This window comes from Bradyrhizobium sp. sGM-13 (assembly GCF_018398875.1).
In the GTDB taxonomy this organism is placed as follows: domain Bacteria; phylum Pseudomonadota; class Alphaproteobacteria; order Rhizobiales; family Xanthobacteraceae; genus Bradyrhizobium.
This window is the reverse complement of the sequence record NZ_JAGWDK010000018.1, coordinates 1-24251: the sequence shown is the minus strand read 5'-3', so window position 1 is coordinate 24251 and position 24251 is coordinate 1. Positions and strand designations below refer to the sequence as shown.

The 24251-nt window shown below is 62.7% G+C and carries 23 protein-coding genes, 1 tRNA gene and 1 pseudogene; 13 read left to right on the top strand and 12 right to left on the bottom strand.

The annotated features are described in order from the left end of the window. Nucleotides 1–86: 86 nt before the first annotated feature. The 3 genes and pseudogenes from KJQ96_RS24970 to KJQ96_RS24960 form a co-directional block, all read right to left on the bottom strand. Nucleotides 87–1561: pseudogene (locus tag KJQ96_RS24970) on the bottom strand (FAD-dependent monooxygenase). 328 nt (nucleotides 1562–1889) lie between these two features. Then, nucleotides 1890–3164 (bottom strand): cytochrome P450, encoded by a 1275-nt coding sequence (locus KJQ96_RS24965; protein WP_213289067.1) that lies wholly within the window; start codon nucleotides 3162–3164, stop codon nucleotides 1890–1892. Nucleotides 3165–3196: 32 nt separating this feature from the next. Beyond that, nucleotides 3197–4468, bottom strand: coding sequence for a cytochrome P450 (locus tag KJQ96_RS24960; RefSeq protein ID WP_213289066.1), 1272 nt, complete (start codon nucleotides 4466–4468; stop codon nucleotides 3197–3199). A 221-nt stretch (nucleotides 4469–4689) separates the two neighbouring features. Between KJQ96_RS24960 and KJQ96_RS24955 the strand changes: the two genes are divergently transcribed. The 3 genes from KJQ96_RS24955 (at nucleotide 4690) to KJQ96_RS24945 (ending at nucleotide 8336) form a co-directional block, all read left to right on the top strand. Beyond that, nucleotides 4690–5862, top strand: coding sequence for an isovaleryl-CoA dehydrogenase (locus KJQ96_RS24955; protein ID WP_213289065.1), 1173 nt, complete (start codon nucleotides 4690–4692; stop codon nucleotides 5860–5862). A 192-nt stretch (nucleotides 5863–6054) separates the two neighbouring features. Further along, a complete protein-coding gene (locus tag KJQ96_RS24950; RefSeq protein WP_213289064.1) occupies nucleotides 6055–7212 on the top strand; it encodes a DUF898 family protein in 1158 nt (385 codons plus the stop codon). Between the two features lie 20 nt (nucleotides 7213–7232). Then, on the top strand, nucleotides 7233–8336 hold the full coding sequence (locus KJQ96_RS24945; RefSeq protein WP_213289063.1) for a M48 family metallopeptidase: 1104 nt from the start codon (nucleotides 7233–7235) through the stop codon (nucleotides 8334–8336). Nucleotides 8337–8347: 11 nt separating this feature from the next. Here KJQ96_RS24945 and KJQ96_RS24940 read toward each other — a convergent pair whose 3' ends face one another. From KJQ96_RS24940 to KJQ96_RS24930, 3 genes are all read right to left on the bottom strand, one after another. Next, nucleotides 8348–9346: a LysR family transcriptional regulator gene (locus tag KJQ96_RS24940; protein WP_213289062.1), complete on the bottom strand. Its 999-nt coding sequence runs from the start codon at nucleotides 9344–9346 to the stop codon at nucleotides 8348–8350. Nucleotides 9347–9498: 152 nt separating this feature from the next. Then, nucleotides 9499–10311: a DUF2927 domain-containing protein gene (locus KJQ96_RS24935; protein ID WP_213289061.1), complete on the bottom strand. Its 813-nt coding sequence runs from the start codon at nucleotides 10309–10311 to the stop codon at nucleotides 9499–9501. A 97-nt stretch (nucleotides 10312–10408) separates the two neighbouring features. Beyond that, a complete protein-coding gene (locus KJQ96_RS24930; RefSeq protein ID WP_213289060.1) occupies nucleotides 10409–11005 on the bottom strand; it encodes a L,D-transpeptidase in 597 nt (198 codons plus the stop codon). 228 nt (nucleotides 11006–11233) lie between these two features. On the opposite strand from KJQ96_RS24930, the gene KJQ96_RS24925 reads away from it, so the two are divergent. The 5 genes from KJQ96_RS24925 (at nucleotide 11234) to KJQ96_RS24905 (ending at nucleotide 15219) form a co-directional block, all read left to right on the top strand. Continuing rightward, on the top strand, nucleotides 11234–12781 hold the full coding sequence (locus tag KJQ96_RS24925) for an acetolactate synthase large subunit (RefSeq protein WP_213289059.1): 1548 nt from the start codon (nucleotides 11234–11236) through the stop codon (nucleotides 12779–12781). A gap of 35 nt (nucleotides 12782–12816) precedes the next feature. After that, entirely contained in the window at nucleotides 12817–13332 is a 516-nt protein-coding gene (locus KJQ96_RS24920; protein ID WP_213289058.1) for a hypothetical protein, read from the top strand. Nucleotides 13333–13354: 22 nt separating this feature from the next. Continuing rightward, nucleotides 13355–14674 carry a M20/M25/M40 family metallo-hydrolase gene (locus KJQ96_RS24915; protein WP_213289057.1) on the top strand — a complete coding sequence of 440 codons (1320 nt, stop codon included), beginning with the start codon at nucleotides 13355–13357 and terminating at the stop codon, nucleotides 14672–14674. 123 nt (nucleotides 14675–14797) lie between these two features. Next, complete coding sequence (locus KJQ96_RS24910; RefSeq protein WP_156433882.1) at nucleotides 14798–14977, top strand: hypothetical protein; 180 nt, start codon at nucleotides 14798–14800, stop codon at nucleotides 14975–14977. 101 nt (nucleotides 14978–15078) lie between these two features. Continuing rightward, a complete protein-coding gene (locus KJQ96_RS24905) occupies nucleotides 15079–15219 on the top strand; it encodes a hypothetical protein (RefSeq protein ID WP_213289056.1) in 141 nt (46 codons plus the stop codon). A 153-nt stretch (nucleotides 15220–15372) separates the two neighbouring features. Here KJQ96_RS24905 and KJQ96_RS24900 read toward each other — a convergent pair whose 3' ends face one another. Next, a complete protein-coding gene (locus KJQ96_RS24900; RefSeq protein ID WP_213289055.1) occupies nucleotides 15373–15747 on the bottom strand; it encodes a nuclear transport factor 2 family protein in 375 nt (124 codons plus the stop codon). Between the two features lie 1094 nt (nucleotides 15748–16841). Then, on the bottom strand, nucleotides 16842–16970 hold the full coding sequence (locus KJQ96_RS41430; protein WP_256441659.1) for a hypothetical protein: 129 nt from the start codon (nucleotides 16968–16970) through the stop codon (nucleotides 16842–16844). 179 nt (nucleotides 16971–17149) lie between these two features. Between KJQ96_RS41430 and KJQ96_RS24895 the strand changes: the two genes are divergently transcribed. Both KJQ96_RS24895 and KJQ96_RS24890 read left to right on the top strand, forming a co-directional pair. Then, entirely contained in the window at nucleotides 17150–17350 is a 201-nt protein-coding gene (locus tag KJQ96_RS24895; RefSeq protein WP_028351264.1) for a hypothetical protein, read from the top strand. Between the two features lie 103 nt (nucleotides 17351–17453). After that, nucleotides 17454–17603: a hypothetical protein gene (locus tag KJQ96_RS24890; protein WP_156908888.1), complete on the top strand. Its 150-nt coding sequence runs from the start codon at nucleotides 17454–17456 to the stop codon at nucleotides 17601–17603. Between the two features lie 103 nt (nucleotides 17604–17706). Here KJQ96_RS24890 and KJQ96_RS24885 read toward each other — a convergent pair. The 3 genes from KJQ96_RS24885 to KJQ96_RS24875 form a co-directional block, all read right to left on the bottom strand. Then, a tRNA-Val gene (locus KJQ96_RS24885) sits at nucleotides 17707–17781 on the bottom strand. A 116-nt stretch (nucleotides 17782–17897) separates the two neighbouring features. Then, entirely contained in the window at nucleotides 17898–19172 is a 1275-nt protein-coding gene (locus KJQ96_RS24880) for a hypothetical protein (RefSeq protein WP_213289054.1), read from the bottom strand. 129 nt (nucleotides 19173–19301) lie between these two features. Beyond that, complete coding sequence (locus KJQ96_RS24875) at nucleotides 19302–19934, bottom strand: DUF1134 domain-containing protein (RefSeq protein WP_213289053.1); 633 nt, start codon at nucleotides 19932–19934, stop codon at nucleotides 19302–19304. A gap of 110 nt (nucleotides 19935–20044) precedes the next feature. On the opposite strand from KJQ96_RS24875, the gene KJQ96_RS24870 reads away from it, so the two are divergent. Continuing rightward, nucleotides 20045–20551, top strand: coding sequence for a YHS domain-containing (seleno)protein (locus KJQ96_RS24870; protein WP_213289052.1), 507 nt, complete (start codon nucleotides 20045–20047; stop codon nucleotides 20549–20551). Nucleotides 20552–20584: 33 nt separating this feature from the next. On the opposite strand, the gene KJQ96_RS24865 is transcribed toward KJQ96_RS24870, so the two are convergent. Then, entirely contained in the window at nucleotides 20585–21409 is an 825-nt protein-coding gene (locus KJQ96_RS24865; RefSeq protein WP_213289051.1) for a 3'(2'),5'-bisphosphate nucleotidase CysQ, read from the bottom strand. 150 nt (nucleotides 21410–21559) lie between these two features. Between KJQ96_RS24865 and chpT the strand changes: the two genes are divergently transcribed. Further along, nucleotides 21560–22207, top strand: a complete 648-nt coding sequence (chpT, locus tag KJQ96_RS24860; RefSeq protein ID WP_213289050.1) for a histidine phosphotransferase ChpT — start codon at nucleotides 21560–21562, stop codon at nucleotides 22205–22207. Between the two features lie 192 nt (nucleotides 22208–22399). Further along, on the top strand, nucleotides 22400–24251 hold a 1852-nt coding region (locus KJQ96_RS24855; protein ID WP_213289049.1), incomplete at its 3' end, for a chemotaxis protein CheA.

The following is a 24251-nucleotide window of genomic DNA, read 5'->3' as shown; positions in this document are numbered from 1 at the left end:
CGCGGATAGCGGCGCAAGGGCCGACTTCGTGTAGCGTGCAGAATCAAATGCCATCGCGCGAGAGGCTGCGGCAAGACCTATGCAGCTCACGCGGCGGCAGGCGGTCCGAACCATGTCGTTAGCGCGTCAGCGAGCCCGAACTCAGTTTGGTCCCCCACCCAGGCGACATATCCATCGGGCCTTATCAACACGGCGGTGGGAGCAGCAACTACGCCGATTGCCGGCAGCTCCCACGCACCTGCATATTCAGCGCTGATGAGCTGGACCCGATCCGCCCACGGCGTGATGTCGAGGCGGCCGGGATGACCGAAGTCGAGCAGCACGGGGCGGGCGCCGTGCAGCAGAGTAAATACCCGCAGCGGACCGTCGGCGGTGACCAGGTCGAGATCGGGCATGCGGCGTCCGAGCAGCGGATGTCCCTCGCCGAGGTCGTAACGGACGTCCAGACCGGACATCATGGCGGCGAAGAACCGCTTGCGCGGCTCGTCCATATCGAGCAGTTCGGACATGGTGTCCTGCAGGGCCTTGACGCGGTCGTCCGGGCGACGCATCAGCGCGACTTGCGCCATCGTGTTGCGCAGCACGCGGGCACCAACCGGGTGGCGCTCGGCGTGATAAGTATCCAGCAGGCTTTCCGGTGATGTCTGCTTGACCACCTGCGCCAGCTTCCATCCCAAATTCACGGCATCCTGCACGCCGATATTGAGGCCCTGTCCGCCCACGGGGTAATGCACGTGCGCGGCGTCGCCAGCCAGCAATACGCGCCCCTTGCGGTAGGACGCCGCTTGCCGGGTCATATCGGTGAATCGGGAGATCGAGGTCGGACTGTGGATCCCATAGTCGGTCCCGAAGACGGCGATGAGCGCTTCGCGGAGATCGCGCAAGGTGGGTTCGCTGGTGGATCCCACGTGCTGCTCGGTCACCATGACCCGCACCGGCCCGCCATCCTCCAGCCTGCTCAGGCCATGGATGCCGATGGCGTCGTGGCGGATGCCCCATTCCGGCTCCTTGGCAATCTCGACCTCGGCGATCAGGTGGCTCGTTGTCGGATCCCAGCCGGGGAAGTCGATGCCGGCTGCTTTGCGGATCAGGCTGCGTCCGCCGTCGCAGCCGACGAGATACTTCGTCCGCAATGATTGGCGCCATCGGACAGCACGACGTCGACGCCGCTGTCGTCTTGCGCGAAATCCGTCACCTCACGTCCGCGATAGATCGGCACCGCCAGCTCCTCGACCCAGCCGGCGAGGAGGCGCTCGATATGGTTCTGCCACAGCGCGAGCCCGTAATTGTGCCGGGTGGGAAAGTCGCTGATGTCCAAACGGATCAAGGCGAAGCCTGCGACCTGGGCCACCTGTCCCTGCGACAAGAACCGGTCAGCGATGCCGCGCTGATCGAGAACCTCGATGGTGCGTGCGTGCAGACCGCCCGCGCGCGAGCCGGCGAGCTCCTGGTTAGGACGCCGCTCGACGATGGCGACGTCGATATCAGCCAACGCCAACTCGCCGGCCAACATCAGCCCTGTCGGACCTCCGCCAACGATGACCACCGCATGCTCGGTCATCGCGACGCTCCGGTCGTTTCCGCGGCTGCGATCAACCCGGCCCTGCGCGATCGGCACGTCGACAGCAAATGCACTCATTTCGTGACCCCCGTAGGTTGTGGCTTTGGCCGGCGGTTCTACGGGATGACCGGGGTCTTGAAGCAAGCCCCTTGCGCGCTACATCGAAGTGGGGAAGATTGGTGTTTCTGCTTTTCGGTTATTTCTGGAAGATACAGCCAGCAGTGATCTCTGCCTGATCCACGATCATCAGGTTCGAATGTGGAAGCCGCCTTTGGGCGGCTTTTTTCTTTTGCGCCCTGTCGGGATCAGGCGGAGTGGAGCTCGCTGCTCACCCGGGAATGCGTACCGGGAGCTGCTCGATGCCGCGCACAAAGCTTGAATAGACCCGCTTCGGCTCGCCGACCACCTCGATGCGGTCGAAACGCCTCAGCATTTCTTCCCACACGATCTTGAGCTGCAGCTCGGCCAGCCGCATGCCGACGCAGCGGTGGATGCCGAAGCCGAACGACAGATGGGTGCGGGGCCGGGCGCGGTCGATGATGAATTCGTCGGGCCGCTCGATGCCTTCCTCGTCGCGGTTGCCGGAGACGTACCACATCACGACGCGATCGCCCTTCTTGACCTTCTTGCCGCCGATCTCGGTATCGACCAACGCGGTGCGGCGCATATGGGCGAGCGGGGTCTGCCAGCGGATCACTTCCGGCACCATGGAATCGATCAGCGCGGGGTTCTCGCGCAGCTTCTGATACTGGTCGGGGTGCTCGTTCAGCGCCAGCACCGAGCCGCTCATGGTATTGCGGGTGGTGTCGTTGCCGCCGACGATCAAGAGGATGATGTTGCCCATCAGATTGTCGGGGTCCATGTGCCGCGTCGCATCGCTGTGCGCCATCATCGACAGCAAATCGTTCTTCGGCGGCGCGTTGACGCGCTCGTTCCAGAGTTTTGAGAAATAGGCGTAGCATTCGTCCATCTCGCGGCGTCGCTGCTCGGGCGATTCCACCACGCCGCTCTTGGGCAGCGCGGTCGAGACGTCGGACCAGCGCGTCAACTTGCGCCGCTCCTCCCAGGGGAAATCGAACAGCGTCGCCAGCATCTGCGTGGTCAGTTCGATCGAGACGCGCTCGACGAAGTTGAAGGTCTCGTTGCGCGGCAAATTGTCCAGCACCTTTTGCGAGCGCTCGCGGATCAGTTTTGCCAGCTCGTCCAGATGCGTCGGCGTGAACATCGGTGACACCGTCTTGCGCTGCGCCGAGTGCCGCGGCTGGTCCATCGCGATGAAGCTCGGATAGTCGTAGCCGGGCGGCACGTCGCGGATCGAGATGCCGCCGAGCGTGGAGTCGGAGGAGAAGATGCCGTGATTGGTGTCGACATGCATTATGTCGTTGTACTTGGTCACCGACCAATAGGGCTCGATCGGCGAGTTCTCGCAATAGTGCACCGGCTCTTCCTTGCGCAGCCGCTCGAACCATGGCCACAGCGTGTCGTTCTGGAAAAGTTTTGGCGCACCGGGATGAAAATCCTTCAGCGGCGTCGAATAGGCCTCCTCGCGCGCCGCGCGCAGCAGCTCTTTTTTGTCGGCTCTGATGGCAGTTTGAACGTTCATGGTTCGATCATCCCGGATGAGCGTGAGCGCGGCTAGGCAGCGATGCGGACCGGCAGGGTCTCGTAGCCCTTGACGAAACTCGAATATACCCGCTTCGGTTCGCCGATCACTTCAATATTATCGTACCGCTTGAGGATTTCTTCCCAGATAATCTTCAGTTGCAATTCCGCCAGCCTGATCCCGACGCAACGGTGGATGCCGAAACCAAAGGAAAGGTGGGTGCGGGGACGGGCGCGGTCGATGATGAACTCGTACGGACGCTCGATCACGTCCTCGTCGCGGTTGCCCGAGACGTACCACATCACGAGCTTGTCGCCCTTCTTGATCTGACGCCCTCGGAATTCGATGTCTTCGAGCGCGGTGCGGCGCATATGCGCCAGCGGCGTCTGCCAGCGGATCACTTCGGGGACGAAGCTGTCGATCAGCTCGGGGTTGTTGCGCAGCTTGCGGTACTGATCCGGATTCTTGTTCAGCGCATAGACGCTCCCCGAGAGCGTGTTGCGGGTGGTGTCGTTGCCGCCGACGATCAGCAGGATCAGATTGCCGAGGAAGTTCTTCGGGTCCATGTCGCGCGTAGCATCGCTATGTGCCATCATCGACAACAAATCGCTCTTCGGCGGCTGGTTGATGCGCTCCTTCCAGAGTCTTGCGAAATAGGTCGCGCATTCCAGCAGCTCGGCCTGCCGCTGGTCCTCGGTCTCCACTAGGCCGCCATGATGCGGAATCGTGGTTGCGATATCGGACCAGCGCGTCAGCTTGCGGCGATCTTCCCAGGGGAAGTCGAACAGTACGGCGAGCATCTGCGTGGTGAGTTCGATCGAGACCTGATCGACCCAGTCGAAGGTTTCGTTCTTCGGAAGGTTGTCGAGGCATTCGGCGGAACGCTTGCGGATGTTGATCGCTAGCTGGTCCAGGTGCGTCGGCGTGAACATCGGCGCCACCGTCTTGCGCTGTGCGGAGTGGCGCGGCTGGTCCATCGCGATGAAACTTTCGCGGCGCAGGTCCGGCGCGACGTCGCGAATGGTGATGCCGCCCAGCGACGCTGCCGAGGAGAACACCGCGTGGTTGGTCTCGATGTCCATGATGTCGTTGTACTTGGTTATCGACCAGTACGGCCCGAACATGCTGTCCTTGCAGTAATGCACCGGCTCTTCCCGGCGCAGCCGGTCGAAATACGGCCAGAACGAGTCGTTCTGGAACAGTTCGGGATTGCCGACATCGAAATCCGCCAGCGGCATGGATTGAGCCGCATCGCGCGCGGCGCGCAGATGAGAATCTCCGGCGAGATCGATGGTTCCGTGCATGAGCCGCTCTCCCTGATTCCCCGCGCGAAGCATGCCGGACGGGTCATGTTTTACCCTATTACATCCCGAGCCGTGCCCCGGCGCAAGGGCGAGTTGGGCGCATTTGGCCGCAGCGCAGTGCCTGTTCGATCTTGGGCGGCGCGCGTATTTCGCCGCGTGACAAGTGTAGGCCCGGGTACTAAGTCTGTTTGAAACAACGCTTAATTCGCCGGGAGGCGGCCATGATTCCCAACGCCCATCGGATGTTCAACTTCGATCTTGGCGAGACTGCGGACGCCATTCGCGAGACCGTGCATTCATTTTCGCAGAACGAGATCGCCCCGCGCGCCGCCGAGATCGACCGCAGCAATCAGTTCCCGCGCGACCTCTGGCCCAGGATCGGCGCGCTCGGCCTGCACGGTATCACGGTGGAAGAGGAATATGGCGGCGCCGGCCTCGGCTATCTCGAACACTGCATCGCGCTGGAAGAAATGTCGCGCGCGTCCGCCTCCGTCGGCCTGTCCTATGGCGCGCATTCCAACCTCTGCGTCAACCAGATCCGCCGCAACGGCAGTGATGCACAGAAGCGCAAATATCTGCCGAAGCTGATTTCCGGCGAACATGTCGGCTCGCTCGCGATGTCGGAGCCGGGCGCGGGCAGCGACGTGGTCTCGATGAAGACGCGGGCTGAAAAGAAGGGCGACCGCTTCGTGCTGAACGGCAACAAGATGTGGATCACCAACGGCCCCGAGGCGGACACGCTGGTGGTCTACGCCAAGACCGATGCCAATGCCGGCCCGCGCGGCATCACCGCCTTCCTCATCGAAAAGGGCATGAAGGGATTTTCCACCGCGCAGAAACTCGACAAGCTCGGTATGCGCGGCTCCGACACCTGCGAACTCTTGTTCGAGGATTGCGAGGTGCCGGAAGAGAACGTGCTGAGCGAGGTCGGCCGTGGCGTCAACGTGCTGATGAGCGGCCTCGACTACGAGCGCGCAGTGCTGGCGGCGGGGCCGATCGGCATCATGCAGGCCTGCATGGATGTGGTGCTGCCTTACGTGCACGAGCGCAAGCAGTTCGGCGAGCCGATCGGCAGCTTTCAACTAGTGCAGGGCAAGATCGCCGACATGTACACTACGATGAACGCCTCGCGCGCCTATGTGTATGCGGTGGCCAAGGCCTGCGACCGCGGCGAGACCACGCGCGAGGATGCGGCTGGCGCGATCCTCTACGCCGCCGAGAAGGCGACGCAATGCGCGCTGGATGCCATCCAGCTCCTCGGCGGCAACGGCTACATCAACGACTACCCGACCGGGCGGCTGTTGCGCGACGCCAAACTCTATGAGATCGGCGCCGGCACCAGCGAAATCCGCCGCATGCTGATCGGGCGGGAGCTGTTCGAAAAGACGGCGTAGCTCTTGCTCCTTCTCGCCGCTCTTACGGGGAGAAGGTCGGGATGGGCTCTCTCAGCGCAGGTGATCCCAATGTGGCGCGACGGCTCGGCCCAGCGTCAAACCCGCAAGCTTCAATGCATGTGTGGGACCTGGGTCACACAACGGCTGGCAAATCTGTGGTTTGATCCCCATCGTTCGCGCTGGAGTTGAACCATGAATCAGATGAGCTGGCCGCCGCAGTTGCCGCCTCCGCAGCCTTTGCCCGTGCCGCCGCCGATGCCGGTGGCGTTTTCGGGCAGCCGCGGCGAATTCTTTGATCTGGTCAAGCGCGGCGCGGGGCTGGAATTCGTCACCCTCGGCTTCTACCGGTTTTGGCTGCTCACCGATATCCGCCGCCATCTCTGGGCCAACACCCATGTCGATGGCGACGCCGCAGAATATACCGGCCGCGGCAAGGAATTGCTGATCGGATTTTTGGTCGCGCTAGCGATCCTGGTGCCGGTCTATCTCGGCTACTTTCTGGTTGGCCTCGAGGCCGAGCATATCCAGGCGTTTGCCAGTATTCCGCTGGTCGCGTTCTTCTACGTGTTCGGGCAGTTCGCGATCTATCGCGCGCGCCGTTACCGGCTGACGCGCACGGTGTGGCGCGGCCTGCGGTTCTGGATGACCGGCTCGGGCTGGATCTATGCCTTGCAGGCATCGCTGTGGGGCCTGTTGTCGGCGGTGACCCTCGGGCTGGCGCTGCCGTGGCGCTCGGCCGCGCTCGAACGCTACAAGATGCGCCACACCTTCTACGGCGACCTGCAGGGCAGTTTTGAGGGGCGCGGCTGGGAGTTTTTCAAGCGCGGCTGGTGGCTGTGGCTGCTCACGCCGATTGCGCTTTACGTCTTCCCGCTCGCCCCGTTCATTTACGGGGCCTTCAAGGCGATCGAATGGCGCTGGTGGCTCTCGGGCATTCGGTTCGGCGGAGTGCGTGTGGAATCGTCCTTGCCCAAGAGCGCTCTGATCGGCCTGTACTGGAAAGTCATCGGCTGGATCGTGGTGCTCGGATTGGTGTTCTCGGCCTACCTTGCGCTGGCGGCGGTGTTGGTCGCCAGCATGAGCGGCGATGCATTCAGCGAGTTCTTCAAGTCGCAGGAATTCATGAAGAGCATTCCGCTTCTGGTGCTCGCGGGCATCGGCTACCTGGTGTTTGCGCTAGCGATGAATATCGTGATCCGGGTCTATCTGTTGCGTGATCTCTGGGTCAGGGTGCTCGGATCGATCAATGTTAGCGGTATCGAGACAGCCGCCAACGTTTCGGCGCGCGGCGGAATGGCGAGCGCGCTGGGCGAAGGATTTGCCGACGGCCTCGATGTTGGCGGCTTCTAGGCTTAAGAGCTCTTATGGCCATGGATAGCGATACACCAACGCCTGCAAAATCGACCACGCTCGGTTCGGTGGCCTATTTCGACGGAACGTCGAGCCGGCGACGCATGGTGACGCTCCGCCTTGCCGACCGGCTCGAAATCGACGAGGACGAGCAAACGCTGGCGGCGTGGGCCTACGCCGACATCCGCCGCGCCGACAGCCCGGCCGGTATGCTGCGCCTGAGCTGCCTGACCGCCCCTGCACTGGCGCGTCTTGAACTTCGCGACAAGGAGCTTGCCAACGAGCTGGTGTCGCGTTGCACCAACATCGATGACCACATGATCGGCCGCCGTGGCGTTGCCGCTATCGTCGGCTGGTCGCTCGCGGCCGCGGTGTCGATCGTTGCCGTGGTGCTGTTCGGACTTCCGCTCGCGGCCGATCGCCTCACGCCGCTGGTGCCCGAAGCGTTCGAACGGCGGCTCGGCGATGTCGCAGACAGCCAGGTCAAGACGATGTTCGATGCCAAGGTGTGCGACAATGCCGCCGGGCAAAAGGCCTTCACCAAACTCATGACTGCGCTTCGGGAATCCGCGGGCCTCGACACGTCGGTGCAGTCGGGTGTGTTGTCGAGCTCGGTGCCGAATGCCTTCGCGCTGCCGGGCGGCAAGGTCTATCTGTTCAACGGATTATTGACGAAGGCAGAGAACGCCGACGAGATTGCGGGCGTGCTGGCTCATGAGCTCGGCCATCTGAAGCATCGCGACAGCATGCGCGCAATGATTCACAACGGCGGCACCTCGTTCCTGATCGGATTGTTGTTCGGCGATATCACGGGCTCGAGCGCGCTGATCTTCGGCTCGCGCACGCTGGTGACGTCGTCGCATTCACGCGAAGCCGAGAACGACGCTGACAGTTTTGCGATCGACGTCATGCACCGGCTCGGCCGGCCGGCGAAGCCGACCGGGGAATTGCTGCTTCGGGTCACTGGAAAAGAGGGCAAGGGCCTCTCCATCATCTCCACTCACCCCTTGAGCGAGGACCGGCTGGCACGGATGAGCCGGCAAGACCCACCGGCCAGCGGGCCGCCGCTGTTGACATCAGAGGAATGGCGATCGCTGAAATCGATCTGCGACGGCAAATCCTGACCCGCTCTGGCTTACCTGCGTGCGCTCTTCCGTGATCTCGCCGCTTCGATCGGTGCGGGTGCTACACCGGCCGGCTTCAGATCCCACACCGCCTGCATGGCCGAGAAGGCTTGTGCAATCATCGGCTCGTGGCGCCGCGACGTTAGGCAGGCGAAACCGAGATCGCAGGTCAGCGCCACCTTGTCGGCAATCACGACATTCCGTTTGCTCGTGACGCGGTCGAGCACGCTGTCGCGAGCGAGGCCGAGGCCATTGCCGCCTTCGACAAGGTCAATCATGGTTTCTTCCTGATCGGCGAAGGCGACGCGCTTCGGCGAAGAGCCCATCGGCCGAAACACGTCGTCGAGTAGCCTCCGCTGCGCCGAGTCATGCGGCGTTCCGATCCAGGGTAGGTCTGCGAGATCGGCCCAGCCCTTGCCGAGTACCTTACCGCTCCATTCGCGCGGAGCGATCACGCGGTAGTCGAAGCGCGCCAGCGCCATGAGCTGGAACTTGCCATCGTCGATGGTGCGTTCGGACAGCATCCCTGACGTAAGGAATTCGGCGGGCGTGGCATCGATATAGTATCCCACGTCGAGTTCGCCTCTGCCGATCTGCGCCAGTATGTTCTCGGTCATGCCGTAGCGAAGGAAGACTTCGGTCTTTTTCGAGGAGGTGGCGAGGGTTCGCACGAACGGACCGAGCCGGATCGACTCGGGATCAAGGATCGTGCCGACGCGCAGGGTGCCCCGCAGCGATTCGCGCAAGGAATCCGCCGCTGTCCTGAAATCTGCGGACGCCGAGACCGTCCGATGCGCCAGCGGCAGCAGGGCGGCGCCTGCCTCTGTCAGGGTAAAGCCGCCCGGCGTGCGGTTGAAAAGCTGCAAGCCCGTGCTCTCCTCCAGACCCTTCAGTTGCAGGCTGACGGCAGGCTGGGTGAGGTGCAGCAGGGTGGCCGCGCGCGAAACCGTGCCTTCGCGGGCCACGGTGATGAAACAGCGCAAAGCCTGGATCCGCGGCAGGTCGTTCATTTGAAGGACTTATAGCAAGCACCCATGACCCCCATTAGACAGGATTTGCTCTTGCAAGTCACAACCTTTCATCGATAAAACTTGGCGTTGTCATTGAAAAAAGGTGGATGGCCCCGATCTGGGGGGCCGCGATGGGATCGGCCCGCGGCCGGTCACTGCGGCAGGTTATTGACCTTTCGCACCCAGGTGCGCACGTCGGCCAGCACGTCCGGCAGCAGCGCCTTGACCTCCTGAACGGTCATGCCGGGCTTGATCCGGGGATCGTAGAGAAGGTTGAGGAGGTATTGATCGTAGATATCGAAATAGCCCCTCGACACATTGTCGTTGAACATGGTCCAGGGCACGGTCGAGGTATCGTTGATCGGCCCGAGCGACTGCAGCAATTCCTCATAGGCACAGTCGAAGAAGACGAAGTCGCCATTGTCGACGGTGAGGATCACGTCGGAATGCTCGATTTCGAATTTCTCGTTCTTGCGAAAGCCGGACAGGCATTGCGGGTCGAGCGAAGAGCGAATCTGGCGCGCCCGCTCGCTGCCGTAGAAGGTCGCAATCGTGCGCTGGAGATCGCGGTCGCGCACCAGCTTGACCTGCACATTGGCGTCTTCGCTGGTTTCGACCATGGCGATGTCGAGGTGCTGAACATGCGCGGCGATGTCGGCCACGATCTTCGCAAGCTGCGCCTTGCGGTCGGCGCGCGTGCCGTCGGCGAACACCCGCACCGGCCTGTCATATTTGCGGATGCGGTCGACGCGGCCGGCGAGATGATATTCGGCGCCGAAGGCGATTTTCAGAAAGCCTTCGACGATCTCGCTGTCGGTGAAGATCTTTTTCTCGGTGCGCTGACGCTGCGCGATGGCGGGAATATCGGCGAAGGCGGTGTACGGCGTGAAGGCTTCGCCAAGTGCCGCGGCGCACAGAGCAGCCGCTAGCGTCCGTACATACAGGAGTAGGCGGGGTGTGCGCATTCAAACAACGCTGCAGCAATTGGCGCGTGCGTGCAAGGCTTGAAAGGCTCGATCACGCGCTTGCGCGCATGACGCCCAACTCCGGGATGGCTATGGCCTAGTTCCTCACGATGACCGGCGTGCCGATGCGGACGCGGCTATAGAGATCGGTCACGTCCTCATTGGTCATGCGGAAGCAGCCGGATGAGACCGCCTGTCCGATCGTCTCGGGCTCGTTGGAGCCGTGGATGCGGTACAGCGTCGATCCCAGATACATCGCCCGCGCGCCGAGCGGGTTGTCGATGCCGCCGGCCATGTGGCGCGGCAAGTCGGGCCGGCGCCTGAGCATTTGGGCCGGCGGTGTCCAACTCGGCCATTCCTTCTTTGCGGTGATGCGGTGGGTTCCGCTCCAGCGGAAGCCGTCCCGGCCTACGCCAATGCCGTAGCGGATCGCCTGGCCGTTGCCGAGCACGAGATAGAGCCGGCGCTCGGCGGTGCTGATGAGAATCGTGCCGGGGGCGTAATTGCCGGGAAAGTAAACGGTCGTGCGTGGGATCGGACTCGATCCGCTGGGCATGCCGGGTCGGAAGAAACCGGGGCCGCCGCCCATGATGTCGCGCGAGTCTTCAAAGAAAAAGAGATTTTGGGCCTGCGCTAGGCCGGTCCCCACCAGCATCGTGATTGCTGCAAACAGCAAAGCAAAAGCCCGGATCATTTTTCTCCCTCGCGAAAAAATCTGAATATGCAGGTCGAGACAGGCCATAATTGCGGCGATCGTGCAAGCAACGAGCCTGTGACCACAGCCATTTTCAAACACCGCGGTTAAAAAAGGCAACATGCCCTGAGCGATGGCTGCATTGTGCGGCTAAACCTTTGACGAAACGCGCGAACAATGTTTGATCGTCGGCGGCTCTAAAAACGAAGCGCAAAGGGGAACGAAGCCATGAACGGTGCGGAAAGTCTGGTGCGGACATTGGTCGCGGGCGGGGTAGACGTCTGCTTCACCAATCCCGGCACCTCGGAGATGCATTTCGTCGCCGCACTGGACCGGGTCGAGGGGATGCGCTGCGTGCTCGGCCTGTTCGAGGGTGTGGTGACGGGGGCCGCCGACGGCTACTACCGCATGAAGGGCACGCCGGCCTCGACGCTGTTGCATCTCGGGCCCGGCCTCGCCAACGGTCTTGCCAACCTGCATAACGCCAAGAAGGCCAATTCCGGCATCGTCAACATCGTCGGCCAGCACGCGACCTACCATATCGGTTACAACGCCCCGCTGACGTCAGACATCGAAGGGCTGGCGCGGCCGATGTCGTCTTGGGTACGGACCTCGCCGGATGCCAAATCCGTGGCCGCCGATGGCGCGGCCGCGATCGCCGCCGCCAAGAGTTCGCCGCCGCAGATTGCCACGCTGATCCTGCCCGCCGACACTGCCTGGAACGAGGCCGACGGCATCGCGCTAGCGCCGGTGGAAAGCCAGCGCGCCAATTATTCCGCGCAGGCCGTCGACAATGCCGCCAAGGTTTTGCGCAACGGCGGCGCGTCGACGCTGCTGCTGATGACCGGTAGCGCGCTGACCGAGCACGGGCTGGCGCTGGCTGCCCAGATCGCGGGCAAGACCGGCTGCAAGGTGATGGGCCAGACCTACAATCCACGCATGGCGCGCGGCAGGGGCCGGTTCGCGATCGACCGCATCCCTTACGTGATCGAGCAAGCGCTGCCGATCCTGAAGGATTTTAAGAATATCGTATTGGTCGAGGCCAACGACCCCGTGGCGTTCTTCGCCTATCCGAACAAGCCGAGCATGCTGAAGCCGCAAGGGTGCGAAGTGCACCGCATGACCACGGGCGCCGAAAATTCCGTTGCCGCGCTGGAAGCGCTGGCTGGCGCACTGCACGCGCAGCCGCAGGACCGGCAGCCGCAAAAGATGGTCGAAATCGCCAAACCGACCGGTGCGCTGACGCACGCCTCGATTGCGCAGGCGATTGCGATGGCGATCCCGGAAAACGCCATCGTGGTCGATGAATCCATCACCACCGGCCGCGGCTTCTTTCCGCCGACGGCCGCCGCCGCCCCGCACGACTGGCTGCAGAACATGGGTGGCTCGATCGGCTTCTCGACCCCGGTCGCGACCGGGGCCGCGGTGGCATGCCCGGACCGCAAGGTGATCTGCATGGTCGGCGACGGCAGCGCGATGTACACGCTGCAATCGCTGTGGACGCAGGCGCGCGAAGGCCTCAACGTCGTCACGATGGTATTCGCCAATAAGATCTACCAGATCCTGCGCGGCGAATTCGACGGCGTCGGCGCCGGCGAGCCGGGGCAGCGCGCGCAGGATATGCTCAAGATCGATCGTCCCGACCTCGACTTTGTGGCGCTTGCCAAGGGCATGGGCGTGCCAGGCCGCGCGGTCGCCAATGCCGACGACTTCAACAAGGCCTTAGCGGAAGCCATCGCCGAACCGGGGCCGCGGTTGATCGAAGTGCAGATGTAGGGCGACTGTCACCGCTCGCCTTCCTGGGAGGCGTTATGCAGACCGAGCTGAACAAGGTCGTGGCCGCACTGCACGAGTTCTATGCACGCGAAACTTTCCTGCTCGAGCGGGATGTCGGCGAGCGCGCGCTGACGCACCGGCTGGCGGTGCAGTTCGAAAAGCACTTCCCGGGCTGGGAGATCGACTGCGAATACGATCGACTCGGCGACCGTACGCTGCGGCTGCCGCACGGATCCACCGTCTCGACCGACGATCACCTCGCCAAATCCATCTATCCCGACATCGTGGTGCACCAGCGCGCCATTCCCAACAACCTGCTCGCGGTCGAGGTGCGCAAATCGGCCAATCACCAACCGCTCGAACATGATCAGCACAAGCTGCGCGCGCTGACCGATCCGCATTTGTGGTTCGCCTACTGGGTCGGCGTGCTGCTGACGCTGGGCAAGACCCACGTCGCGATGTCGGAGGTCTATACCAGCGGCGTTCTCGATCGGGCCCTGTCCGGCTGGTTCGCGCAGCAACTGAAGGATGCAGGTCTAAGCGCAGGCTGAAGCCCACGAAGGGAGATTTTTGATGACGCTCAGTCGATCGATCCTGGCCATCGCATTTGTCGCCGTCGCACAGCACGCTCTGGTGCAGCAGGCCGCCGCGCAAGCTTCCGCGCCCGATCTGGAAGCCATTCTGGCCGACCCGAAAATCACCAAGACGCTCGACGACATCAAGGCTGACAACGAGCGGACCTTTGCCGAGCAGAAGCGCATCACCGAAATCCCGGCGCCGCCGTTCAAGGAAAAAGTCCGTGCCGAATATTTTCAGAAGCGGATGCAGGAGCTCGGCTTCAAGAATGCGTCGATCGACGCCGAAGGCAATGTGATCGCGCTACGCAAGGGCAGTGGCGGCGGCCGGCCCAAGCTCGTGGTTTCCGCGCATCTCGACACGGTGTTCCCCGAAGGCACCGACGTCACGGTGAAGGAAAAGGACGGCGCGATCGTAGCGCCGGGTATCGGCGACGATTCACGAGGCCTTGCGACATTGCTGTCGTTGATCAAGGTGATGAACGAAAACGGAATCGCGACCGTCGGCGACATCCTGTTCGTCGGCACTGTCGGCGAGGAAGAGCTCGGCAATCTGCGCGGCGTGAAGGCGCTGTTCCGCGATCACACCGATATCGACGGCTTCATCTCGATCGACGGGCTCGGCATCACGCGCGTCGTCAACCAGGCGACCGGCAGCCATCGCTACGAGTTCACCTTCAAGGGCCCCGGCGGGCACTCGTTCCAGGAATTCGGACTGCCGAGCGCGACGCATGCGATGGGCCGGGCGATCGCGAAAATTTCCGAGCTGCAGACCCCAATCGATCCCAAGACCACGTTTACCGTCGGCACCGTCACCGGCGGCACCTCGGTCAACGCTATCGCCGCGGAAGCGAAGATGGCGGTCGACATGCGCTCGAACTCGACCGAAGAGCTCTTGAAGCTCGAGGCGCGGCTGCTCGAACTCGTGAAGGAAGCGGTGGCGGATGAGAACGCGCGCTGGAAATCCGACAAGATGACGGTCGAGGCAAAACTGATCGGCGACCGGCCGGCGGGCATTGTCGCGATGGATTCGCCGATCGTGCAGGCAACCCAGCGCGCGGTCTCTGCCGTCACCAAGGGGCCGCGGCCGATCTTTGCGGGTTCCTCCACCGATTCCAACATCGCGATGTCGCTCGGCATCCCGGCCGTCACCATTGGCGGCGGCGGCGAGGGCGGCAACTGGCACTCGCGCAACGAATGGTACAAGCCAACCAACGCCTGGTACGGCCCGCAGAACGCGCTGTTAACCGTCCTGATCCTGACCGGGCTGGATGGCGTGACCAAACCGGCGCTTGCGGTGCGAAACGCCGCGAAATAGAGGGCGAGATTGTCCCCAAGGCCTTTAACCATGCCCCCGATTGGACAAATTGTCGGCCAATTGCGGCCAAAGCGGTAACGGAACATCGTTCCCCAGTAGTTCTACGTGCGTAGGGGATGTGGCATGGCGTACAGGATCGTGGCGGAACGCAAGGACGAGACCGTCAGGATGGACCGGAGCAGCATGCTGGTGGCGGTCGCCAAAGCGCGCGTCTGGGCCAGCGAGGGATGGAAGGTCACCATCATCGTCGGCGACGAAAATGAGGTCGCACCGGCCGACGCGCGCCGGCTTTCCTTCGTCTGATCGAAGATTCGTGCGCCGTCTCTCCGACGGCCTCCAAATAGAGTGGAACCGGGAACCCGGGCCCACGTTACACCTGCGGGCAGGCTTTTTGGAGCAATGCCATGCGGTGGCGGTCTGCAACCACAGGCGCCGACGAAATGCGCGGCACCAGCGACGACGACATCTCCTATGCAACCGGATGGACCATCAGCGGGCTAGCGACGCTAGGCACCATCGTGGCGATCTGGGTGCTCGGGATCTGATTTAGGCTATCTCTGCGCGAGCCACTCGCTGCCGGCCACGAGTAAGCCTTCCTTGTCTGGACGCACCATCGTCGGCGCGGCGGCCTGTAGCACCACGTAGTTTGATTTCCTGAACCCAGAACGAAAAAGGTCGCCCCTTGGGCGGCCCTCACATCAATGGCCGATCGTTCGTCGCCACGCGGTGGATTTCACGGGTTCGCACGCCGTGAGCCGGATTTTGCCGGATCGCGTGAAGCGGAAATGCGTTCTCATGATCCTTCCGTCGTAACCGCGATAATCCAGCGAAATGCCGTCCTCCTCCGGCGTCAATGCGTCGATGGCGAACGCGTCGTTTCCCGCCCTGGCGAGCCGCGGCCGCCAATATCGTTCCATCTCTGATCGACCGTTGAAGCTGCCGCTCTCGCAGCATTCCACAATGGCCGCATCGTCATACAGGTCCAATAGTGCATCGAGGCGCCGCTGCTTACAGGCATCGATCCAATCGACGACAACACCTACAGCATCGAAACGGTTGTTCGTGTTTGCCATGTCCGGTCCTCCCGCCGATTACTAACGGCAAAGCGAATGAACACGTTGTGAACCAAGCGTTCAGGCGCGGTTAGGTGGGGTTCAGCATATGGAACTGTCGGCTGCTCGAAACGCATTTTCGCCAAACTGTTATTGGCTTCTGATTGCGGGGCAGGACCGCTTAAATCGGAGTCCTGCATGCTCAAACAAATCCTTGTTGCGTCTATCCTTGTTGTAACCGGGTCTATCGCTTCGGAAGCCCGTCCTTCTCGCACCGCTCAGATACCCGAATGCAATGTGACCATGCCCTGCGACTTCTCGTTTTCGCAGCCCCGTCGTGAGCGGATTAGTTCTTATACACATCAAGCGACCGCACAGAGTTATCGTCGCGAATTGGCGGACGTGAGTGTCGATCGCGGCCAAACGGTCGGCGGTCGTCCGGCCGGTTGTCCCCGCTCGTTCTGCGGCTGCGGCGCGTCTGTACGTGTTTTCGGCCGGATCGTGCCTGGTCTAAATCTCGCATCCAACTGGCTGCGCTTTCCACGGACAGCGCCTGCACCTGGAATGGTCGCTGCGCGGCGTGGGCACGTTTTCGTTCTAGAGCGACATGTCGAAGGCGATACGTGGATGGCATACGATGCGAACTCGGGCGGCCGCGCAACCAGAATTCATGCACGCTCGTTACGGGGGTACACGGTTGTTAACCCGCATGCTGCTTGAATGGTGGTTTAATCCCCTGTGAAATCCGATAGCGCGGTTGTGCCAGAATTGACGCAGCCGCGCTGGCTAAAACGAAAAGGTCGCCGTTGAGCGACCTCTTTCCTGAAATGGGTATAAGTTGAATTCGATTCATATGATGATCCCGATCGGTGCCACTTGAATTCATTGGGATTGGCATTTGGCCGGATTTGCTATCGACGCGATCGTCACCGCGCTAAATGCGGCTGCACTGGATCCCGGGCGCCATCGCGCGATAGGAACGAAAATCTGCGACCCGCATTGGACCGTGTGTCGCATATCCCCGATGCGACATTGACTGAAAGGACCTCAGCGCCGCCGCTGGGGCCCTTTCTGCTGATGGCCTGCAGCAAAGGCTCCGCTCGCGGAGAGCGCCTTCAAAACGCCCGGCGCCGCGGCGGCGGATCGGCTTGCGGGTGGCGTGCACGGGTGAGTTCGGAAATAGCGATCAGCGCGGCGCCCGCGATGATGGTAATGGCCGCCATCACAAGAAGGGTTGTAAGCATGGGTCGCTCCCGGAAAGTGCCGCTACTACGACGCCCCGAGAATCGTGTTCCGGCAAGACGGGCAAACTACGGGCCGCGACTTATTGGCGAAAAGAAGCAGCCTGCCCGATGAGTCTGGTGCCGGACAGACAGCGATCCGGCACGGGATTTCAATGGCCTCGTGAACGAGGATCACGGGCATGCCAACACGACGGCGCATCAAGCATGAGAAGACCTTCGAAGAGCGGCTGGCGGAAGAGGCCAAGCGCTTCAGAGAGGCGGCAAGGGAGGCACAGCCCGGCATGGCCCGGGAACTGCTCTTGCGGCGGGCGCGACAGATGGAAGCCGCATCTCGGCTAAACGAATGGCTCCGCTCGCCCGGCATGAGGGCGCCGGAGTAAGGCCGTCTCGGTTTGGCCTCTCTCATCCTGGTGGCGGCCGCAACGGACTTCTCGAGGGGAACAGGACGTTCCTGACACGGTTGCCCCGTCAGAGGAGGTGCCCATGACCGAAAAGCCCACGCATGAACAGCTTGAGGAATTGAAGAGGCTCAGCCGCGAGGCCCGCGTCCCCGATCAGTCCGAAATCGTGACCTCGAAGGAAGAGGCCGAAATTCGCATCCGCGACCTGAAAGAAAAAGCCCGCATCGAGTAGGTAGTCGATTTCGATGCGCCTACACGCGTCACGCTGGTGACGCGGCTATCTGCCGAATAGGCGGGTACCAAAAGCAAAAGCCCCGATTTACGGGGCTTTGGAATGGTGGACGCACAAGGGATCGAACCTTGGACCTCTCCCGTGTGAAGGGAACGCTCTCCCGCTGAGCTATGCGTCCGGGAAGTGTGGGCGAACAATGAGCCCCATCAGAGCCCGCGATTTACGAAGGACGAGCCCATAGTGTCAAGCGATCAGTCGGGCCGTGACCTCGCGTTTTCGCGTAGAGGCGGGAAGTTACGCCCCCTGCTGGCGGGCCCGCGAAGCGTGCGACTGTAGCGCGCGGATGCGTTCGGCCAGCGTCCCGCCGCCTTCCGCCATGGCGGGGGCGGCACCGGCGACGTCGTTGGCGGGTTTGGCCGGCACGGCCGGTTCCGCGGCCAGCATGGCCTCGATCGCCGAATTCGGTCCCTCGAGCTGCATCGCGAGTTTTGCAACTTCGGCCGCGATGTCGTTGATGCGCTCGCGGAGCAGTGCGTTTTCCATCCGCTCGGTCGCCCAGGAGCTTTCGGCCTGCTGCTGCATCGCGTTGAGGTCGCGCTGTAGTTTGGCGCGCTCGTCGCGGGCGATGCGGAGCTGTTCTTCCACCGCGGCCTTTTCAGCTCGCAATTTTTCCACGGTCGGCGACTTGCCGCCGCTCATGCCTGCGATCTCCTCGCGCAGTTCGCGCGCCGCGCGTTCGGCGTTTTCGTTCGCCTGCCGGAGCTGATTGTTCTCGTATTCGCGCTCAGCCAGGATTTTGCCTTGCGTCGCCAACCGCGCTTCGAGGTCGTTGACGCGGTTGCCGAGCATCTCGGCTTCCTTGACCTGCACGATCAATTGCCGGTCGAGATCGGTGACGCGCTGGCTCAAATTTTCGACGCGGCTGCGCGCTTCCACCAATTCGCGCGTCGCGTGCTCGGACTCGGCGCGCTCCTGCGCGAGGCGGGCCTGGGTTGCCGAAAATTCCTTCTCGGCGTCGCCGACGCGGCCCTTCAGTTCCTCGATCTGCGTGCGCACCGTGACCAACTCGACCTGGCGGCTATCCGCCATCATCGAGCGGTTGTTCAATTCATGATTGATCCTGGCGAGTTCGGCCTGCTTGTCGGTCAGCGCCTGCTCGGCATTGCGCAACAGTTCAGTCTTGGCCGCGAATTCCTCTTCGGTGGCGCGTAGCTGCTCTTTCATCGCCTTCTCGCGCGCTTCGAGCGCAAAGATCGTGGCGTTCTTTTCGCCGAGCTCGATCTTCATGCGATTGATTGCATCGCTCTTCTTGCCGAGTTCGGCGAGTTGACTGGTGGTCTTGTTCTTGAGCTGCTCGACGCTCATTTCGAGCCGCCGCGCCGACATGGCGAATTCCGCGCGCAACTGATCCTTGTCGGCCTGGATTTCGGCCATCGACAGCGGCGTCGCCGCCTCCAGCCGCCGGGTCGTCAGCCGCACCGCGCGGTTATGCACCAGCGGCACGATCATCAGGCCGAACAACATCGAGACCAAAAAACCGATCGCCAGATACATGATCGGCTCGATCATGGATGGTTACTCCACACAGACAAGGAATCGTTAATCACATTGCCACGCCAGCCCGACCCTGCGCCAGCCCGATGCCGCGTTAACCTGAATCCATCCAGGGAGATTTGGAGTCTATGCTTGAAGCTGGGCTTAGAATGGGTTCCAGGTCGCCCGCGGGGTATATTTGAGATAGCCGACATTGGCGCCGAGCCTTAAGCCGATGCCGGAACGGATCGGCACCAGCACGATGTTGTTGGCGGTCAGCGCGGTCATGCCGAAGCCACCGACGATATAGGCGGAGCCGTCGATGCCGACGAAGCGCTGATAGATCGCGTTGGTGGCGGGCAGATTGTAGACCAGCGTCATGGTGCGCGCGCCGTCGCCGCCCCAGTCGAAGCCGACCGACGGCCCCTGCCAGTAGACACGCAAGTCGCCGGCATTCTTGGTGTAGAGCGTGCCTTCGCCGTACCGCAGGCCCGCCACAAAAGCGCCGGAGCCTTCCTCACCGAGCACATAGCCATTGGGCAAGCCCCATTGGCTCACCGCCCGTTCGATGACCGAAGCGAGGCCGCGCGAGACGTTGCCGAAGAACTTGTGCCCGGCCGACACCAACTCCTCGGGCCCGAAAGTCTCGGGACCCGGCTGCCGCTGTGGTGGCGGGTAAGGCCCGCCCGGTGGGGGCGGATAAGGCCCTCCCGGCTGCGGCTGCTGCGCAGAAGCTGGCACGGTCCAGCATATCAGCGCGGCGAACGTCACCGCGGCAAGGCGTGAAGCAAACGTCATGAAAGAACCCCTGGCATCGAATTCTGGCCGCCGCCTTAACCTGACGCCAACAAGCATGGCTCTAGGTTGCGCCCAGTGTCCCCTCGACTCGCATGTTATCGGCACCAACTATGACGGCACAACGGCAGGAAAGATACGGTTCGCGCCTCCAAAGGGCCCTTTTTGCCTTATTGGCAGGGTTTTTTTGCGTAGCTAGCCTTGATTTCGCCGCGCGCGCCGCGACCACCGAGCGGGTGGTGGTGAACCGCTATTCCGGACTCGCCATCGGAGGCTTCGATCCCGTTGCCTATTTTACGGAATCCATGGCCGTCGAGGGCTTACCCGATTTCGAGGCTCGCGAAGCCGGCGCCGTCTGGCGTTTTCGCAACGAGGGCAATCGCGCCTCTTTCGTCGCGCATCCGGAAATTTACGGGCCTCAGTTCGGCGGCTATGACCCGGTCGATCTGGGGCGAGGGGTAACCTATCCAGGCAACCCGCGCTTTTGGGTGGTTGCGGGCCAGCGGCTCTATTTGTTCGGCCGCGAGGACAACCGCGATGCGTTCGCCGCCGAGCCGGCACGTTTCCTCGAGGAAGCCACCGCACGATGGCCGGCGCTCGAGCGAGGGCTGGCGCAGTAGCTTGCGCCGAAGCCCGGGCTATATGCTCCGTCTTCAGGGCGCCGCCTTCGGATCGCCCCAGGCGATGAATTCCGGAACGATGAAGCCCGTCCGTCCCGTGCCAAATTGCAGGGCGGCGCCGCTTGAATCCGTGATCTTGCCGCCGGCGGCCGCGACGACGGCATGGCCCGCGGCCACGTCCCATTCCGAGACCGGCGACAGCCGGGGATAGATGTCGACGGAGCCTTCGGCCACCCGGCCCAATTTGACCGCCGAGCCAAGCTCGCACCGTACGGCCTCCGGTCTTGCGGCAATAAACGCTTCGGTCCTGGCGTCGCCATGCGAGCGGCTGACCGCCACGGTCCATGGCTGGCCCTGCGGCGGGCAAGCGCGGGTACGTATAGGCTCGACGAGCGGCCTGCCCTTGCCGAGCGTCAGCCGCTCCGCGCCACCTCCGACAATGCCGCGCCAGATCAGCCCGAGCGCAGGTGCGCTGATAATGCCAAGCAGCGGAATCCCCTGAGTCACCAGCGCCAGGTTGACGGTGAATTCGTTGCGGCCGGCGACGAATTCCTTGGTGCCGTCGAGCGGGTCAATCAGGAAGAAGCTTTCCATATAGGGCAGTGCGGACGTTTGGACGCGCTCCTCCGAGAGTGCGGGTATTTCGGGCACTACCCGGGCAAGGCCCTCGGCGATTATTCGGTCGGCCGCCAGATCTGCCTCCGTTACCGGCGAGCCATCGGTCTTGCCGTCGACCTTCATGGCGGAACGGTCGACGGCAAGGATGGCGGCGCCGGCCCGGATCACGATCTCGGTCAGTGGTTCGATCAGCACCGCTGCGGCCTCGCGATCGAGCGCGGGCGGACGTGCCTCATTCATGAGCTCGGCCCATTTGCTGTTCGTCCTGCCTTACCATTGCCGCCCCCTGCTGGCAGCACGGGGCTGCGCAGTGTATCAAACCGATAAGCACGCGTGATTCGTAACGGTCCGCCAGCAATTTGCGACCCGGCGGCTTTCCAGGAACCCATGATGTCTGGCACTTCATCTCCCGGTCCGGCTCCCGATAACCTCGAACTTGCGGCGCTGTTGTGTTCGCGAGTCTGTCACGATCTCATCAGCCCGGTTGGCGCGATCGTCAATGGGCTTGAGGTGCTTGACGACAACCCGAAGCCCGAAGACCGCGATTTCGCGCTCGATCTGATCCGCAAGAGCGCCAAGACCGCCTCCGCACGGTTGCAGTTCTGCCGCCTGGCGTTTGGCGCTGCAGGATCGGCGGGCGCGCAGATCGATCTCGGCGACGCCCAGACCATGGCACGCGGCCACATCGAGGACGGCAAGATCACCATCACCTGGAATCTGCCGCGGCTGTTGCTGCCGAAGAACCGCGTCAAGCTGCTGTTGAACATGCTGATCATCGCGCAGCAAACGATCCCGCGCGGCGGCACGCTGACGATCGATCCGATCGGCGACAGCGAGACGATGGGTTTTCGCGTCACGTCTTCGGGCCTCAACGCGCGCGTGCCGCAGAACATCGCCAATCTCGTGAGCGCGAGTTCGACGGCGACCGTCGACGCGCATGCAGTGCAGCCTTACTATACGCGACTGTTGGCGCAGGCCTGCGGGCTGAGCGTGACGCTTGAGCCCGACGGGGACAAGGTACTCGTTACTGCTTCCTGAGCGCGCCACCGCGCCGACATGGTTAACCAACGGTTGAAAACAGGCGGCAGAATTCATTTCTGCCGTCTTATCTCTTTGTTGATCCCGTTCTTTTCCATTTGCTCAACCAATATTAAACGCTTTGCATAGAAGCTGGCCGTGTTCCGTAAGGCGCGTCGATGTCGCGTGCCGGTGCGTACGAAGGCCAGTTTCATGGATGATTTGTTGCGGGAGTTCCTGACCGAAACCAGCGAGAGCCTGGATACGGTCGACAATCAGTTGGTGCGGTTCGAGCAGGATCCGAGCGACGCGAAGATCCTGGATAACATCTTCCGCCTGGTCCACACCATCAAGGGAACCTGCGGCTTTCTAGGCCTGCCGCGACTGGAAGCACTCGCCCATGCCGGCGAGACCTTGATGGGCAAATTCCGCGACGGCATGCCGGTCAAGGCCGAAGCCGTGACGCTGATCCTGTCGAGCATCGACCGCATCAAGGAGATCCTCGCAGGTCTGGAAGCCACCGAGACCGAGCCCGAGGGCACCGACGAAGACCTGATCGAGAAGCTGCATGCGATGGCCGAAGGTGGTCACCATGCGGAAGCCGCGGCTGAACCCGCGCCCGCGCCGATCCCCGTGGTGGCCGCGCCGCCGGTAGCGCCCGCGAAGACCAAGGGCACGCTGGTCGAACAGGTGCTGGAACGCCCGTTGCGTCCGGGCGAAGTCTCGCTCGACGACCTCGAGCGCGCCTTCCGCGAGACCGAGACCGAAGCTGCGCCGGCACCTGTTGCCGTTGCCAAGGCTGCGCCGGCGCCGGAAGCCAAGGAAACTGCGAAGGAAACGAAGGCAAAACCGGCCAAGCGCGCCGCCGCCATGGATGCCGACGGCGAGGTCGCCGACAAGATCGCCAACCAGTCGATCCGCGTCAACGTCGATACCCTCGAACATCTGATGACCATGGTCTCCGAGCTGGTGTTGACCCGCAACCAGCTTCTGGAAATCTCCCGCCGCAACGAGGACACCGAGTTCAAGGTGCCGCTGCAGCGGCTCTCCAACGTCACCGCCGAGCTGCAGGAAGGCGTCATGAAGACGCGGATGCAGCCGATCGGCAATGCCTGGCAGAAGCTGCCGCGCATCGTGCGCGACCTCTCGGGCGAACTCGGCAAGCAGATCGAACTCGAGATGCACGGCGCCGACACCGAGCTCGACCGCCAGGTGCTCGATTTGATCAAGGATCCGTTGACGCACATGGTGCGCAACTCCGCCGACCACGGCCTGGAGACGCCGGCCGAGCGGCTCGCGGCCGGCAAGGGCGAGCAGGGCACGATCCGGCTCTCCGCCTATCACGAGGGCGGCCACATCATCATCTGCATCGCCGATAATGGCCGCGGGCTGAACACCGAGCGGATCAAGGCCAAAGCGCTGCAGAACGGCCTCGTCACCGAGGCCGAACTGGAGAAGATGACCGAAGCCCAGATCCACAAGTTCATCTTCGCGCCGGGCTTCTCCACCGCCGCGCAGGTCACCTCGGTCTCCGGCCGCGGGGTGGGCATGGACGTGGTGCGCACCAATATCGACCAGATCGGCGGCACCATCGACATCAAGAGCGTGGCCGGCGAAGGTTCTTCCGTCACCATCAAGATCCCGCTGACCCTGGCGATCGTCTCGGCGCTGATCGTGGAAGCCGCCGGCGACCGCTTTGCGATCCCGCAATTGTCTGTGGTCGAGCTGGTGCGCGCCCGCGCCAACTCCGAACACCGCATCGAGCGCATCAAGGACACCGCGGTCTTGCGGTTGCGCAACAAGCTGTTGCCGCTGATGCACCTGAAGAAGCTGCTCAAGATCGACGACGGCTCGTCCAGCGACCCGGAGAACGGCTTCATCGTGGTCACCCAGGTCGGCAGCCAGACCTTTGGCATCGTGGTCGACGGCGTGTTCCACACCGAAGAAATCGTGGTCAAGCCGATGTCGACCAAGCTGCGGCACATCGACATGTTCTCCGGCAACACCATTTTGGGCGATGGCGCCGTGATCATGATCATCGACCCCAACGGCATTGCCAAAGCGC